This is a genomic window from Streptomyces sp. 1222.5 (assembly GCF_900105245.1).
Lineage (GTDB): Bacteria > Actinomycetota > Actinomycetes > Streptomycetales > Streptomycetaceae > Streptomyces > Streptomyces albidocamelliae.
In genome coordinates this window covers 8448923-8463510 of record NZ_FNSZ01000001.1, presented here as the reverse complement: position 1 = coordinate 8463510, position 14588 = coordinate 8448923, and the positions used below count along the sequence as shown (strand labels likewise).

At 71.3% G+C, this 14588-nt stretch carries 14 protein-coding genes and 1 pseudogene; 9 read left to right on the top strand and 6 right to left on the bottom strand.

Annotated elements, in window-relative coordinates:
- Positions 1 to 93: 93 nt before the first annotated feature.
- Positions 94 to 1218, bottom strand: a complete 1125-nt coding sequence (locus BLW57_RS38535; RefSeq protein WP_093480271.1) for a hypothetical protein — start codon at positions 1216 to 1218, stop codon at positions 94 to 96.
- Positions 1219 to 1441: 223 nt separating this feature from the next.
- Between BLW57_RS38535 and BLW57_RS38530 the strand changes: the two genes are divergently transcribed.
- A complete protein-coding gene (locus BLW57_RS38530) occupies positions 1442 to 2545 on the top strand; it encodes an AI-2E family transporter (protein WP_093480270.1) in 1104 nt (367 codons plus the stop codon).
- A gap of 23 nt (positions 2546 to 2568) precedes the next feature.
- Here the strand turns inward: BLW57_RS38530 and BLW57_RS38525 are convergent, their stop codons facing one another.
- Positions 2569 to 3159: a lysozyme family protein gene (locus tag BLW57_RS38525; RefSeq protein ID WP_093480269.1), complete on the bottom strand. Its 591-nt coding sequence runs from the start codon at positions 3157 to 3159 to the stop codon at positions 2569 to 2571.
- A 181-nt stretch (positions 3160 to 3340) separates the two neighbouring features.
- On the opposite strand from BLW57_RS38525, the gene BLW57_RS38520 reads away from it, so the two are divergent.
- On the top strand, positions 3341 to 3667 hold the full coding sequence (locus tag BLW57_RS38520; protein WP_093480268.1) for a UBP-type zinc finger domain-containing protein: 327 nt from the start codon (positions 3341 to 3343) through the stop codon (positions 3665 to 3667).
- Between the two features lie 108 nt (positions 3668 to 3775).
- Positions 3776 to 4981 carry a cytochrome P450 gene (locus BLW57_RS38515; RefSeq protein WP_093480267.1) on the top strand — a complete coding sequence of 402 codons (1206 nt, stop codon included), beginning with the start codon at positions 3776 to 3778 and terminating at the stop codon, positions 4979 to 4981.
- Positions 4982 to 5091: 110 nt separating this feature from the next.
- Here the strand turns inward: BLW57_RS38515 and BLW57_RS38510 are convergent, their stop codons facing one another.
- Positions 5092 to 6456 carry a pyridoxal phosphate-dependent decarboxylase family protein gene (locus BLW57_RS38510; protein ID WP_093480266.1) on the bottom strand — a complete coding sequence of 455 codons (1365 nt, stop codon included), beginning with the start codon at positions 6454 to 6456 and terminating at the stop codon, positions 5092 to 5094.
- 117 nt (positions 6457 to 6573) lie between these two features.
- On the opposite strand from BLW57_RS38510, the gene BLW57_RS38505 reads away from it, so the two are divergent.
- The 5 genes and pseudogenes from BLW57_RS38505 to BLW57_RS38490 all read left to right on the top strand — a co-directional run bounded on the left by BLW57_RS38505 (position 6574) and on the right by BLW57_RS38490 (position 9819).
- Positions 6574 to 7065: a MarR family winged helix-turn-helix transcriptional regulator gene (locus BLW57_RS38505; protein WP_256339748.1), complete on the top strand. Its 492-nt coding sequence runs from the start codon at positions 6574 to 6576 to the stop codon at positions 7063 to 7065.
- A 356-nt stretch (positions 7066 to 7421) separates the two neighbouring features.
- Positions 7422 to 8033, top strand: coding sequence for a 3,4-dihydroxy-2-butanone-4-phosphate synthase (ribB, locus tag BLW57_RS38500; RefSeq protein ID WP_218138127.1), 612 nt, complete (start codon positions 7422 to 7424; stop codon positions 8031 to 8033).
- Positions 8034 to 8192: 159 nt separating this feature from the next.
- A pseudogene (locus BLW57_RS43210) lies at positions 8193 to 8570 on the top strand (HAD family hydrolase); the annotation flags it as partial.
- Positions 8571 to 8593: 23 nt separating this feature from the next.
- On the top strand, positions 8594 to 8731 hold the full coding sequence (locus BLW57_RS42770) for a hypothetical protein (protein WP_256339747.1): 138 nt from the start codon (positions 8594 to 8596) through the stop codon (positions 8729 to 8731).
- A 185-nt stretch (positions 8732 to 8916) separates the two neighbouring features.
- The gene (locus tag BLW57_RS38490) at positions 8917 to 9819 is read left to right on the top strand and encodes an FG-GAP repeat domain-containing protein (protein ID WP_093480264.1); all 903 of its coding nucleotides are present in this window, start codon (positions 8917 to 8919) and stop codon (positions 9817 to 9819) included.
- A 48-nt stretch (positions 9820 to 9867) separates the two neighbouring features.
- Here BLW57_RS38490 and BLW57_RS38485 read toward each other — a convergent pair whose 3' ends face one another.
- Positions 9868 to 10284 carry an ester cyclase gene (locus BLW57_RS38485; protein ID WP_093481136.1) on the bottom strand — a complete coding sequence of 139 codons (417 nt, stop codon included), beginning with the start codon at positions 10282 to 10284 and terminating at the stop codon, positions 9868 to 9870.
- A gap of 171 nt (positions 10285 to 10455) precedes the next feature.
- Positions 10456 to 11460, bottom strand: coding sequence for a GlxA family transcriptional regulator (locus BLW57_RS38480; protein ID WP_176985879.1), 1005 nt, complete (start codon positions 11458 to 11460; stop codon positions 10456 to 10458).
- Between the two features lie 290 nt (positions 11461 to 11750).
- On the opposite strand from BLW57_RS38480, the gene BLW57_RS38475 reads away from it, so the two are divergent.
- Positions 11751 to 12896, top strand: coding sequence for a TDT family transporter (locus BLW57_RS38475; RefSeq protein ID WP_256339746.1), 1146 nt, complete (start codon positions 11751 to 11753; stop codon positions 12894 to 12896).
- Positions 12897 to 13004: 108 nt separating this feature from the next.
- On the opposite strand, the gene BLW57_RS38470 is transcribed toward BLW57_RS38475, so the two are convergent.
- Positions 13005 to 14522 (bottom strand): SLAC1 family transporter, encoded by a 1518-nt coding sequence (locus BLW57_RS38470; protein ID WP_306822911.1) that lies wholly within the window; start codon positions 14520 to 14522, stop codon positions 13005 to 13007.
- Between the last annotated feature and the right edge of the window lie 66 nt (positions 14523 to 14588).

Genomic DNA, 14588 nt, shown 5'->3' with positions numbered 1-14588 from the left:
GCGGGGCTCATCGGCGAAGCGGAGCCTCGCCGCGCGGACCGTCGATCGAAACGAGATGTCTGGCGCCGGGCCTCGCGTGTCCGAACCCTCCGTTCAGGGCGGCTCTTCGCGCCCGTCGGACGTACGGCGGCGGCCGGGCCGTGGTGGCAGCTTCCCGTCCTCGTCCCGTACGCGGCGGGTGCGCGTGCCGCTCGGACTCCGCGCGGGTGCGTCCCGGTCCCCGTCCGCGGGCTTGCGCGCCGCACCCCGTCCTTCCGACCGGGCCGGACGCTTGGTGCCTGCCGCCTTGGAGGTGGTGCCGGCAGCGGTCCTGGCGCCTTTTCGCACCGTGTCGCCGGTCGGGTCGCCCTCCGCCGCCCCGCCGGTCGTTCCGGCCGCCTCCGCAGGTTTCTCGGCCACACTCCCGGTCGCGTATCCGACCTTCCGGCCGGCTTTGACGACAGCCGGTCCGGCCTCCCCGCCGACGTCCTCGACCGCGCGCCGGGCACCCCTGCCGACGTCCTGGACAGCGGCGCCGGCGCCTTCCCCGAGGTCCTCGGTCGCGGAGCCGACACCGCGGCCCACCTCCTGGACGGCCGCGCCGGCACCTTCGCCGACATCCTCGGCCACCGCGCCGACGCCGCGGCCCACGTCCTGGACTGCGGACCCGGCGGCCCGGCCGACGTCGTGGACGGCGCGTCCGGTACCCGCACCGAGCTCTCCGACGGCATGACGGGCGCCTCCGCCGACGTCCCGCACGGCAGACCCCACGCCCCGTGCCAACTCGTGCAGGAGCTCCGGGTTGCGATCGAGCGTGGTCAGCACCCGGTCGATGATCATCGCGACATTGTCCAGCCGTACCTTGAGCTGCGCCTGTGCCTCCACGCCGGAAATGCCGAGGTGCACCCGTCCCAGCGTGACGTCGGCGCCCACGTTCAGCTTCAGCAGGTCCAGCACCTCGGCCTGCAGCGAGACGCGCGCACGCAGGTCCTCGACGTCCAGGTCGATCTCGTCGACCTTCAGCACGGGTACGTCGAGATAGACGTCAGGGCCCCCGTCGGCCACCGCACGCCCGGCAACCGTCTCGCCGGAAGTGCTGGGCGCCTCGGTGAGCGCACCCGCCTCGTCGTACGACGCGGACTCCTCGTCCCACGGCTCGGGGTCGGTGTACTCGGCATCGGCCTCGCCGTCGCGCTCGCCACCCTCCACGAGGGCTTCCTCCTCGTCGCCTTGCCTCACCGTGCCTCCACAGGTACCCGTCCGTCGTGTCCATCCTGGTCCGATACGGCACGCGGTGCGCGGTCGGTGCCGCCGACGGTGGGCGAGGGCGGGCACGGCGCTCCCGGCGGGTGGATCTTCGCGAGTGTCGGTGACCGATGCCGTGGTGCTCGTCGCCCGGCGGCGCGGGCGTCGGGCGAACGGCCGGTCGTTTTCCTCAGTCGATGCGGGGCACCCAGGGCCCATGCAGCCGTGTCCTGTTCCGGTCCGGACCATTCTCGTCACCATCGGTCTGGTGATCGCCGCCTACATCGTGCTGCAACTGGTGATCGAGACCCGCCGGGTCCTGGTCTGGGCGGTGATCGCCCTGTTCTTCGCCGTCGCCCTCTCCCCGGCGGTCGACGCGCTGGAACGACGGGTGGCACGCTGCCACCGCTCGGTGGCCACCTTGCTGGTCTTCCTGGTCGCGGTCGTGGCGGTCGCCGCGCTGGTCGCCCTGTTCGTCACCCCGCTGGCCCAGGAGGGAAGCCGGCTCGCCGGCCGGCTGCCCCAGATGATCGAGGACGCACGGGCCGGCCGCGGGCCCGTCGGCGACCTCCTGGAGCGCACCCACGCTCTGCGGTACGTCCAGCAGCACCAGCAGCAGATCCGCGGCTTCGCCACCGGCCTGGGCACCCCGGCCCTGGCGTTCGTCCGCGGCGCCGCGACCACCCTCGCCGGAGCCGTCACGATCTTCGTCCTGGCCTACCTGATGGTGCTGGAAGGCCCCAAGGCCGTCCATGCCGCCCTGACCCTGGTGGACGAACCGCGGGCCGCGCGCATCCGCCGCGTGGGAGCCGCCTGTGCCCGTACCGTCACCGGCTACCTGACCGGCAATCTGCTGATCAGCGTGATCTGCGGAGTGCTGACCTACGTCGTGCTCCTGGTGGCCGGTGTACCGTTCGCGGGCCTGCTGGCTCTGTTCGTCGCCCTGGCCGACCTCATCCCGCTGGTCGGTGCCACGCTCGGAGCCGTGGTCGCCTCGGTGGCGGCACTCGTCCACTCCCTCCCGGCCGGGATCGGCGCGATCGTCTTCTTCGTCGTCTACCAGCAGGTCGAGAACCACCTTCTGCAGCCGGTCATCCTCTCCCGCACGGTGAAGCTCAACCCCCTCACCGTGCTGCTGGCCATCCTGATCGCCGTAGAGGTCGCCGGAATCCTCGGCGCGCTGCTCGCGATCCCCGTCGCCGGCATGATCCAGGTCGTCCTCCGCGACATCTGGGCACACCGCGACGGCCGGCCGTTCCGGCTCCCCATGAAGGGGGACGACGAGACGCAGGGCGCTCAGAACGCCACCGACGCCAAGTGACTCGTCGGCGGTCGCCTCAGGGGCTACGACGGCGGCTGCCCGCCGTGGTCCGCCAGGACCTGCGCGGCCCGGGGACGATACGCACGGAAACGGCGCAGGTACGACCGCGCCATGGGGCCCGGCGGAACTCCCCTGGCAAAGGTCCGCATGTTGCGTTCGCCCGTGTTGTAGCCCAGCGCCAGAAGCTCGTCACGGCTGTAGCGGCGCAGGTGCCGCCGCGGCAGGCTCCGGTCGAGGTCCTTCAGGTGCAGGGCCGCCGCACGGATCGCGAAGGCGGGATCGTCGCGCAGGTCCTGCCACCGCTCCGACAGGCCGTGGGTCCGCCGAACCCGCTCGAACGTCGCCCGGTGCATATTGGCCACCCCGAAGGACGCCCCGGGCTTCCACCACTGCCACAGCCGCTCCAGCAGCGGATGGTGCGGCTTGTACGCCTCGATGTGAAGCACCGTCATCACCAGCACGGACGACACCCCGGCCTCCCCGGCGCTGCGCACCACATATGCGGTGTAGTCGGCGGGGTCGTAGTGGCCGGGGCGCAGCGGTGGCTTGCGCACGCCACCGCGATCCGGTGGAGCGATCCGCGAACTCGACACCGTCGTTGATCCGTCGGCCATCCTGACTCACCTTTCCCCTGCCGCCCGCCGCCTCGCGAGCGACAAGGCGTCCGCCGTTCTGCGATGCGCGTGCCCCGCGTCGGCTCACCTCAATCGGTGCACCGGCTCCGCCGCATCCGGGTCGGTGTCCGTGCGCGAAGTAGAGAGGGCGATTCGGCGGGCAATCCGACAGCGAGGCACCATGACCGGATGGGTCGTACGGCCGGACGGCGGCCGTCCAGATGGCCCCGGTTGCGCTCATGCCACGGCGCTGTCCGCGGAGCCCGTGGCACAGAGCGACTCGTGCCTGGAGTGCGCCGCCCGAGGGCGGGACGGGGGGCGTCTTCTGCTCTGCCTGACCTGTGGCCACGTGGGATGCAGCGACAGCTCGCCGGGCGCCCATGCCACCGCCCACCACGAATCCAGCGGGCACCCCCTCGTGCGTTCCGCGGCGCCGGGCGAGGCGTGGGCCTGGTGCTACGTCGACGAGGTCTATCTGGACCCGCGCGGCGGCTCCCCGGCACGTTGAGCCAACTCGCCTGATCGTACGGAGGCGCACCCGGGTGCATGCGGTGGCCCACGATCACAAATTGGCATATTCAAGACACAGCAAATCCGGCGAAGAGAGGAGAACAGGATGACCCCAGACGACGAGACAATCGCATGTCCGTTCGACTTCAGCGAGGGCCTTGAATTCGATCCCTGTCTGGCCGCGCTCATGGACCGGAATTCCCTCACCCGCATCCGGCTGCCCTACGGTGACGCCGACGCCTGGCTGGTCACCGGGTTCGAGGGGGTGCAGCAGGTGACCACGGACCAGCGGTTCAGCAGGGCCGGCATTATGGAGTTCGACTACCCGCGGCTGACCCCGGAACCCATCGTCTCTCCCGAATCGATCAACGTGATGGACCCGCCGCTCAGCAGCCGCCTGCGGCGCCTGGCGTCGCAGGCGTTCACCCAGCGGCAGGTCGACGGCATGCGGGACAAGATCACCCGCCTCACGGATGCCCTGCTCGACGAGATGGCCGCTCAGCAGCCTCCGGTGGACCTGGTGCGCCACCTGTCCGACCCCATGCCCCAGCAGACCATTTTCGAACTCCTCGGGATCCCGCAGGGCGACTGGCCCCACATGCAGCAGAACCTGCAGCAGCTCCTCGCGACCGGCCCGGACAGCCGCGAGAAGGCCGCATCCGCGAAGGCAGCCTTGCGCGCGTACTTCGGCACGCTGGTCCAGCAGCGGAGGGAGTCGCCCGGGGACGACCTCATCAGCGTGCTCGCCTCAGCCGTGGACGGCGACGACGTGTTCGACGACGACGAACTGGCCGTCATGGCACTGACGCTGACCCTCAGCGGCCAGGACACGGTCACCTGCCAGATCAGCAACATCGTCTACCTCCTGCTGACCCGTCCCGAGCTGATGAAGCACATCGACGGCCGGCCGGAGGCCCTGACCGACGTCATCAACGAGCTGTTGCGGGTCATCCCGTTCCGCAAGGGGGTCGGCATTCCCCGGGTGGCCACGGAGGACGTGGTGATGGACGGGGTCCGCATCCGCAAGGGCGACTTCGTGCATGTGTCGTACCTGACCGCGAACCGCGACCCGCGGCGCTTCCCGGACCCGGACTTCATCGATCCGGACCGGTCCTCGACCCCGCACATGACCTTCGGCTGGGGCGGACACCGGTGCGTCGCCGTGCCACTGGCGATGGCGGAGCTGGAAGTGGCCATCGGGCAGCTCATGGACCGGTTCCCCACGCTGCGGCTCGCCGTGCAGCCCGAGGAGGTGCGCTGGGACACCAAGACGATCCGGCGCTTCCCGATCGAACTGCCCGTCACCTGGTAGCAGCCGCCTGACCAGAGCTACTTCCCGCCGGGCGGCAGCAGCGGCCGGAGATTCGTCCCGGGTGCCCGTCAGGCGGGAAGTCGCTACGGCCGGACGGCGTCAGCAGCCGGTCAGGCGCGGGCGAGTCGCTCCAGGCGCCGATGCAGGTGCTCCACGTAGGTCTCCGATTCCGGCTTCATCAGCACACTGCGCAGAATGCGCGCTCCGTCGGCGTCCCTGGTGACCTTCGGGTGCAGGGCGGCGAACCGGTCGGCGCCGACGCGGAGTGTGCTGAGGAAGACCGGGTCCTGACTGTCGTTCATCCCTTCCAGCAGGATGCGGTTGCTGACGGCGTCGATCTCCGAGAGCGCGCCGTGGGCGGTCTTCGGGAAATAGCTCACGATGTCGAGCTGCGGGGCCTGGTAGAGCTCCAAGTCGTCCGACTGCTCGATCAGTTCGGCCCAGCGCAGGGCGGCACGCCGGCCGGCCGCCAGCACCTGCCCCAGTCCGTCCCGGGTGGGCGGCAGCAGCTGGAAGGTGAGCCACAGCGCGGCGGCGGCCGCGCCGGCCCGGGAGCATTCGAGGCTGATCTCGCCCAGGTGCAGTTCGTCGGAGGTGAAGTAGGTGTAGGGCGAGTCGTGGAGGTAGAACCGGCCTACCGCGGGGTCGCGGAAGAGCACGGCGCCACAGCCGTAGGGCTGCAGACCGTGCTTGTGCGGGTCCACCACGATGGAGTCGGCCTGGGCGACGGCCCGCCACGGGGCGGCCGGCAGCCCCTCGGGGCCGTCCGCTCCGGCCAGCAGGGTGAAGAATCCGCCGTAGGCGGCGTCGACATGGACGCGGACGCCGTAGCGCTCGCGCAGGACGAGGGCCTCGTGGACCGGATCGATGGCGCCCAGGCCGGTCGTTCCCGCGGTGAGCACCACCGTGCCGACCCGGCCCGTGCCGAGCAGCTCCTCCAGGGCTCCGACATCCATGCGCCCCAGGTCGTCGGTGGGGACGGGATGGCCGTCCACGCCGAGGACGCGACACATCCGGCCGTGGGTGTAGTGGGCCTCGGTGCTGTAGGCGATGCCCTGGTCGGGATGCAGCTCGCGGGCGACGAAGAGGGCTTCCAGGTTGGCGATGGTGCCGCTGGTGGTGAGATGGCCCAGGTGGGCGTCGTAGCCGAACATGGCCGCCAGTTGCCGGACGGCCTCGCGCTCCATGGCGGCGGTGGCGGGGCCCCCGTCCAGAGCGTGGTTGTTGGGGTTGATCAGCATCGCGGTGAGGTAGCCCACGACGGCCGCGGGGTGGGGCGGCTTGAGCATCTGGCCCGCGTAACGGGGGTGGAAGAAGGGGTAGTTGTCCTTCAGTCGCCCGGCGAACTCCTCGAAGACCGGCGCGAAGCGGTCGTCGTCCACCTGGAGGGCCGGGTGGGGCTGGTAGGGGCCGAAGGTTCCGGCCCAGTCCTCTATCGCGTGCGCGGCCCGGGCCAGCCAGTGCGGCAATTCCACGGATTCTCCTTCTCCCTCGCCGACGTGCTCCCACGGTAGCCATTCGTTGACTAGTCAGCAATTGACTGCTCAGAGATTGAGACAGCAATAGGTGATACGGCACTAAACTCGTGCGCGATGAACGCCATGCCACAGCACGACGACGACCCCGCCGCCCGTGCCGCCGACAGCAGGCTCGTGCGGGACTTCGGCCTGCTGATCAAGTCGGCCACCCGCCTGGAACAGCGCATCGACGGCGCCCTGCGGCGGGAGTGCGGGATCAGCCACACCATGCTGGAGGTGCTCATCCGGCTGTGCCGTCGCCCCGGCGAGGAGGTCTCCCAGCGACAGCTGGCCGACGACCTCACACTCACCAGCAGCGGCACCACCCGTCTGATCGACCGGATGGAGAACGCCGGTCTGGTGCACCGCGTCGCGTCTCCCGAAGACCGGAGGCTCGCGCTGGTGCAACCGACCACCGAGGGACGGACGGCGTTCCTGCGCGCGTCGGCCGTCCACGCTCGCGTGGTGGAGGAGTACTTCGTCAAGCCGCTGTCATCCGATGACTACGCCCACCTGACGCACGCATTGGGTCGGATCGACGAGGCATTGCGCGACGGCAAGCAGTGAGAGGCCGTTGAGGCGCGGCCGGCCGATGCCGCTGCGACGCCTCGACGGCGAGTTACCCGACGTCGAGGGGCGGCCCACGCAGCACCCTCTGCTCACCCCGGCCGGGAGCTGAACCCGCCCGGCCCTCCCGCACGGAACCGGCTCCCTGCGCTCCGGTGGCTCCCTCCTCGACAGGAGGTGCGCCGGTCGCGTGGTGGGGCGGGCTCTCCGACCCCCGTGATCCGAGCGCCGGGTGCGGGGCCCTCAAGTCCGCTGGTCAGCGCACCGATGCAGGGCGCAGGAAGACGCGGACCGACGAAGGGCTGGTTGTGGTGACGTCAGTTTCGGTATCGAGGCCGGACGAGGGCCTCGAAGCGGTGGCTGTTGCCGTCAAGGAGTTGCGGGCAGGCCGGCCCGTGATCGTGGTCGACGACGCGGACCGGGAGGACGAAGGCGACCTCGTCATGGCGGCACAGTTCGCGACCGCCGGGCTCATGGGCTTCTTCGTGCGGTACGGCAGCGGGCTGATCTGCGTGCCGATGGCCGGGGAGCTCGCCGACCGGCTGCGTCTGCCGTTGATGGTGCCCGCGGCCCCCGGAACCGCTGCGGCCGACGTACCCGCCTACACCGTCTCCGTGGACGCGGTCGGTACCGGCTCGGGCATCTCCGCCGCGGACCGGGCACTGACCGCCCGCGTGCTGGCCGACCCCACCACGGGACCCGACCAGCTGAACCGTCCCGGGCACATGTTCCCGCTGCGGGCCCGAGCGGGAGGGATCGCCGAGAGGCGTGGACACACCGAGGCGACCGTCGACCTGTTGCGCCTGGCCGGCCTCGCACCCGTCGGTGTGATCAGCGAGGTGTGCGAGGACGACGGCTCGCTCGCCCGCGACGACCGGTTGCGGGACTTCGCCGTGGAGCACGGCCTCCGCGTCGTCACGATCGAGCAGCTAACCCAGAAGCTGCACCGTTCCGGCACGGCGCTGTGACCGGGAGGCACACGGCGACGGTCTTCGACCTGGACGACACCCTCATCGACACCGCCGGCGCATGGCCACGGGCGTGCGCCGCGTTCAGCGCCCGCCACGGATACCGGTGGCGCCCCGAGGACACCGCCGCGCTGCACGGCAACGGCGACTGGGCCTCCTATGTCGCAGTGGTGTGCGACGGCCGGCGACCACCGCCGAGGTCATCGACGCCTGCACCGACATCATCCTCGACGAACACGCGGCAGGCCCCGTTCGCCCCCTGCCCGGAGCACTCGACCTGGTCGCCGCGGCCGAACGGCACGGGCCCGTGGCCGTCGCCACGGCCAGCCCCCGCCGCTTCGTTCTCACCGTTCTCGACACACTGCGACTGACCACCCGTATAAGTGCGGTGATCTGCGGGGAGGATGTCGGCGGGCCAAACCCGCGCCCGACCCCTACCTGTGCGCCGCCGCCCGGATCGGGCTGCCACCCTCGGCCTGTCTGGCCGTCGAGGACTCCCCCGCCGGCATCCGCTCGGCAGCAGCCGCCGGCATGCGCGTCCTCGCCATCCCCGCCGCGGCATGCGCCTGCCCGCAGGCATCGCCCACCTCCCCGCAGCCCAGGCCCGCACCGCCGTCGAAGCCCTGCCGCTGCTCACCCGGCTGCACACCTCGCAGCCCGAACTCCTGCCGGGCCGCACAACGACGCAGGGCCACTGAAAGGCTGGCCGGCGCCCCCTCGTCTCATGCACTTACGCGGTGACATCTGGGCGGAATTATCCATTCCGCACCCCGTCGCGAGCCCACCGGGACGGACATGCGAAGATCCGGACAAGGTTGCGGGCCTCTCTCCCACTCACGCAGAGCGGACCGCTTGATTCCGCACATCCCCTTGGAGTCCGTACGTGACCCGGTCTGCCCGGCGTGCTCGCGCCCTGTCCCGTCTCGTCACCTCGGCGATCGCCGTCACCCTGGTCGGTGCCACCGCCGGCACCGCGCTGGCGGACGTCCCCGCGGCGAGCGGTCCGGCGAAGGCCGTCGCTCCGAGCGGTGCCGGGGCCGCGCGGCACATGCCCACCCCGGCCGCGCCGTTCTTCTTCCTGTCCGGGATCCGCTCGTCGGGCCAGATGTACGTCTACATGCCCGACGGCAAGGGTGGTTTCGACGACCCCTCGGGCGCGTACGTCTGGCCGCACCTCAGGTACGGGGTGTCCGTCGACCCCGACCTGACGGGCTACCAGGACGGTGCGTATCACGTCATGGACGACGGCAAGCTGAATCTCTGGCGCGGCGGGCACCTCAAGAAGGTGGCCACCGGCTGGGGGCAGTACAACGTGGTCTTCTCCCCCGGCACCCTTGGCCGCGCGGGGCACCCCGACCTGCTGGCCCGCGACAAGCAGGGTGTCCTCTGGCGCTTCCAGACCAGGGCCGACGGCACACTGGCACGACGGGTGAAGGTCGGCACCGGCTGGAACCGCTTCACCCGGATCACCGGCCAGGGCGACCTGACCGGCGACGGCAGGTCGGACGTCGTCGCCCGCGACAAGCAGGGCACCCTCTGGCTGTACCGGGGCACGGGTGATCTGCGGAAGCCTTTCGCGTCCCGCGCGAAGGTGGGTACCGGCTGGAACCGGTTCGACAAGCTGGTGGCCACGGGTGACGTCGACGGTGACGGCCACAGTGACCTGCTCGCCCGCGATCCCCAGGGCTACCTGTGGCTGTACAAGGGGACGGGCAAGAAGGCGGCGCCCTTCACGACACGAGTCAAGATCGGCACGGGTTTCCACCAATACCGCGACCTTTTCTGACGCCCTCACCAGGCGCCGCCAGGCCACGACGTACGCCGCCTTCGCGGTTCACGCCTCCGCGAGCCCGAGTTGCCGCAGCATGCCGAGTTCATCGCTGCTGCCCCAGCGTTCGACGAGCTTGCCGTCGCCGTCGAAGCGGCTGATCTGCATGCCGCGGTAGCTCACCTTCCGGCCGGTGGCGGGCCGCCCCATCAACGGCCCCAGATGTGTCCCGGTGATGACGTAGGCGAAGGCCAACTCGTCGTCGGTGGCCATCATATGCTCCACCTGCACGTGCAGGTCGGGGAAGGCCGAGCGCAACTCGCCGAACATCGCCTTGTACCCGTCGGGCCCCGGCCCCTGCCCGGGGGCCGGGTCGTGGTCGATCGAATCGGGTGCGACGATCGCGTCGAGGGCGTCGAGGTCACCGGCTACGACGGCTTCTCCGAAGGCGGTCTGTGCGGCGATGTTCGTCTGCTGAGACATGATCACTCCCGGGCACGGACCTCCGGCCGGCCTGTCTGCCGGCTGCGAAGACCGCACCTACGCCGTAGGTCGACCGTACATCGGCGCCCAGCCCTCGGCATGTCCCGGGTGGCGGGCTGCCGGAAGGGCGGGGCACGGTCCTCGCCCGGGGAAGATCGTGTCTGCGGAACGTCAGTTGTCCTCACCGGCGCGGGCGGCGTTCGTGGTGCGGAAGCGTTCCCGGTAGGCCCCCGGCGTGATGCCGAGGTTGCGGGTGAAGGCCCGGCGCAGCGACTCCGGTGAGCCGAAGCCGGTGCGGTGGGCCACGGACGCCATGGGGTCGTCGCCGCCTTCCAGCATCGCCTGGGCGGCCTCCATACGGACCTGCTCGACATAGCGGGCCGGGGTGGTGGCCATGTCGTCGTGGAACAGCCGCGTCAGGTGACGGGCGCTCACCCCTGCTCGGCGGGCCATGGCTGCAAGGGTGTGGTTGGCGGACGGGTCCTCGGCGACCGCGTCCAGGATGCGGCGCAGCAGTTCCTGTCTGGTGTGCGGGGTACGCGTGCGGACGCTGAACTGCGACTGGCCTCCCGGTCGTTGCATGAAGACGACCATGTCCTTGGCCACCGCGCGGGCCGTGTCGGCACCGAGGTGCTCCTCGACCAGGGCGAGCGAGAGATCGATGCCCGAACTGACGCCCGCGGACGTCATGATGTGTCCGTCCCGTACGTACAGGGCGTCGGCGTCCACGTTGACTCGCGGGTACCGCAGGGCGAGTTGGTCGGCGAAGCGCCAGTGCGTGGTCGCCTCGCGCCCGTCGAGCAGCCCGGCCGCGGCGAGGAGGAAGGCTCCGGTGCAGATGGACGCGGTGCGGCGGCTGCGCGCGTCGAGGGCCCGTACGGCGTCGAGCAGCGCGTCGTCCTTGATGAGGGAGGGCCATTCGGGGCCGCCGGGGACGACGACCACGTCGCTGACGTAGTCGACGTCTGCGGCGGCGAGGTCGACGCCCAGCCCGGTGCCGGCCGCGGTGACCACGTCCGCGCCGTTCGGGGAGACCATCCGCACGCGGTAACGGCCGCCGAACTCGTTGGCCGAGGCGAACACCTCGATGGGACCGGTGACGTCGAGCAGCCGTACGCCCGGAAAGACGAGCACGGTCACCAGCAGCGGCTTCCCGCCTGACGGCCTGCCCTTCATGGTGCGCCTCCCGGCCGGTTGGGACTTTCCACGATATCCCTCCTAAGTTTGGATATCAAACTCACCGCAGGCGGTGCCGGCTCGCAGGCCATGTCCGTGTGTGAGGGCGTCCTGGCCCGTGCTGTGCTGTGGCCGGCCCCGCACTTCGCCATAGCGTCGACGACGCCACGGGCCGACGGTCTCGGCCATCGCTCGTGAGCTGCTGGGCGCGGGTCGGACCGATCGGCCGATCACTGCCGTCGATCACCGGCGGTGATGACCCGAGTCGACAAGAGAAGGCGCCGCACGCCGTGACATCCCACTCCAGCACCACCCGAGCCGTTCCGCCCCAGGAGGGTCCGGGTCCGAGAAGCTCCGACCGGGTCCGCGCCAGCCCGGCTGCGGCGCACGACAGGCAGGAGCGGTTCGGTCCCAGCTGGTTCGCGGCCGTCATGGGCACCGGAATCGTCGCCGACGCCGCCGCGACTCTACCGCGCGGACTTCCCGGGCTGCGCAACGCCGCCACGGTGGTCTGGGCGGGGGCCGCGCTGCTGCTGATCGTGCTCACTGTCGGCTATCTCGGGCAGCGGACGCTGCGGGCGCATGCCGGGGACCCCGTGCTGGCCCAATTCTTCGGGGCGCCGCCCATGGCCCTGCTCACCGTCGGCGCCGGCACGCTGCTGCTCGGCCGCCGGCTGGTCGGAGAGCGGGCGGCACTCGACGTGAGCTGGGCCTTGTGGTCCGCCGGTACGGTGCTCGGCGTTGCCACCGCCTGCGCGGTTCCGTACCTGATGGTCACCCGGCACCGGTTCACTCCGGAGGCCGCCTTCGGCGGCTGGCTCATGCCCGTGGTCCCGCCCTTGGTCTCCGCTGCCACGGGGGCGCTGCTCGTCCCGTACGCACCGGCCGGGCAGCCGCGGCTCGCCATGGTGCTGGGGTGCTACGCGCTGCTGGGGCTCGGACTGGTCGCCGTCCTGCTGGTGCTGGCCATGGTGTACAGCCGGCTGGTCCACCACCACGCGCCCAGCGGTGCGGTGGTTCCCACGGTGTGGATCGGCGTGGGCGCTCTGGACCAGGCGGTGACGGCGCTCGGGACGCTGGCATCGGCCGCGCCGAGCGCGCTGCCCGCTCCGTACGCGCGCGGGACCGCGGTCGCGGCCCTCCTGGGCGGCATCGGGATCTGGGGCTTCGCCATGCTGTGGCTGGTGCTCGCGACGGCGCTCACCGTGCGGGAGGTCCGCACGGGTCTGCCTTTCGCACCCACCTGGTGGTCGTTCATCTTCCCTCTCGGCGCCTGCGTCACCGGCACCGGCACTCTGGCCTCCCGGACCGGCTCGCAACTGTTCGTCTGGGCCGCCGTCACGCTGTACGTGCTGCTCGTCGCCGCGTGGTCGGCGGTCTCCTGGAAGTCACTGGTGCACGCCGCCGGTCATCTGCGTGCGAGCGCTCGCCGATGACGGGGCCCGTACGCCGCCGCCCCGCCTGACGCGCGAGCGCGCAGGGAAACGATCCCATCGTGCCGCGGCCCGCGGCCGGTGGGTCCGCCCGCTGCCGGGCGGCCGCCTCTACGGCTGTGTCCCAGGGGGTGTCGTGGACGGGCTCCCGGGGCGGTCCCTCCGGCGTGCCGGGGGCCCGGCTCCGCGCCCGGTCCCCGGGCGGTGGCGGAGCAGGGTGGCCACCATGGCGACGAAGGCGACAGCCCAGACCGCGGCGGCGACCCAGCCTTCCCAGCGGCCCAGGGTGGTCATCCACGATGTGCCGGTCGCGCGTCCCAGTTCGTGCGTGGTCACCGCGTACATGCCGATCGGAAAGACCAGGTTCCACCAGCCGAGGTCGTAGCGCAGGGGTATCCGGCGCAGCGCGTGCCGCCATACGCCCAGAGCCAGCAGCAGCGGGACCAACCAGGTGGAGAACGCCCACAGGACGACGGAGGACCCGGCGATGACCGGCCGCGTGAGCAGCAGGGTCCCCGGCGGGAGGGAGATCAGCCGCACTCCGGCCAGCACGCAGATCGCCGCCGCCCCCATGAAGATCCAGACGGACGTCATGAGGCCTTCCGCCCGCACCGGCCGGGCCAGCAGCCTGGCCAGCACGATCGCGGCGGTCAGCAGGTACTGCAGCAGTCCGACGGACCAGCACACCATCGCCAGCGCCGGCAACACCGGGCCCGAGGTCATCCGGGCCGATGCGGCCGCGGCGACCGCCACGGACTCCGATCCCACCGCCCACAGGAACCAGGTGCCGTTCACCTGGTCGAACGACGGGCCCCGCTTCAGAGTGGTGATGAGCGCGAGCGGAATGCCGTAGTCCAGCAGCAGCCATCCCAGCGCCCCGAACGCCAGGAACGCTCCGGCCACCAGGATGTGGCCGTCCGGCGCGATGCGGGCGGCCAGCACGTTGGAGGAGATGGCGAGAGTGAGGAAGGCGAAGGCGCGCGGGCCCAGCAGTTCCGCGACGAACCGCTGCCGGTGGCGCAGCAGCCGCCAGCCGTAGGCGGGCACCAGCACGGCGAACCCGGCGAGGGCCGTCCAGAGCAGTACCGCGGAGACGGTGCCGGCGCCGTTGACGTACAGGGCCGTGGAGACGATGGCGGTGCCCATGACGAACGCGAGCGAGCCCGCGTTGAGATCGGCCACCGCGGCGGAGACGGCTGCGCGGTACCCGTGGGGCCCTGATCCAGCGGGCGTGGGTCCGGGAGGCTCCGCTACGCGCCGATCGCCGCCGGTGAGCCATTCGGCGAGGACCGCGGTGTGGCTGTGGGCCAGGTCCTGGCCGGCGCTGAGCAGAATGAGGCCGCCGCGTTCGGCCAGGTCCCGCAGCCGGGCCGCGGCCTGCCGGTGCTCTTGGTCGCCCAGTTCGGCGAGGTAGCGGCGGCGGAACTCGTCGAACCGCAGAGGGTCGTGGCCGTACCAGCGCTCCAGCTCGACCGACGGGGCGACGTCGCGCACCCAATGGTCGAGAGGCGCGCCCTGTCGGCGTACGCCCTCCGGCCAGACCCGGTCGACGAGGACCCGCTCGCCGGCCTGTCCGTCCTCGGAAGGCGTCTGCTCATAGATTCCGCGGCAGCTGATCTGCTTGGCCATGACGCATCCTCCGGCCGCTTTCGCCGTATGTGCATTTTAGTGGGACATACGGGCCACCGACCTTCG

Coding starts and splice junctions, on each gene's coding strand:
- BLW57_RS42770 (WP_256339747.1), top strand. CDS start 8,594: ATGCGCCTGCCCGCAGGCATCGCCCACCTCCCCGCAGCCCAGGCCCGC.
- BLW57_RS38470 (WP_306822911.1), bottom strand. CDS start 14,522: ATGGCCAAGCAGATCAGCTGCCGCGGAATCTATGAGCAGACGCCTTCC.
- BLW57_RS38520 (WP_093480268.1), top strand. CDS start 3,341: ATGACCGGATGGGTCGTACGGCCGGACGGCGGCCGTCCAGATGGCCCC.
- BLW57_RS38515 (WP_093480267.1), top strand. CDS start 3,776: ATGACCCCAGACGACGAGACAATCGCATGTCCGTTCGACTTCAGCGAG.
- BLW57_RS38505 (WP_256339748.1), top strand. CDS start 6,574: ATGAACGCCATGCCACAGCACGACGACGACCCCGCCGCCCGTGCCGCC.
- BLW57_RS38485 (WP_093481136.1), bottom strand. CDS start 10,284: ATGTCTCAGCAGACGAACATCGCCGCACAGACCGCCTTCGGAGAAGCC.
- BLW57_RS38480 (WP_176985879.1), bottom strand. CDS start 11,460: ATGAAGGGCAGGCCGTCAGGCGGGAAGCCGCTGCTGGTGACCGTGCTC.
- BLW57_RS38530 (WP_093480270.1), top strand. CDS start 1,442: ATGCAGCCGTGTCCTGTTCCGGTCCGGACCATTCTCGTCACCATCGGT.
- BLW57_RS38525 (WP_093480269.1), bottom strand. CDS start 3,159: ATGGCCGACGGATCAACGACGGTGTCGAGTTCGCGGATCGCTCCACCG.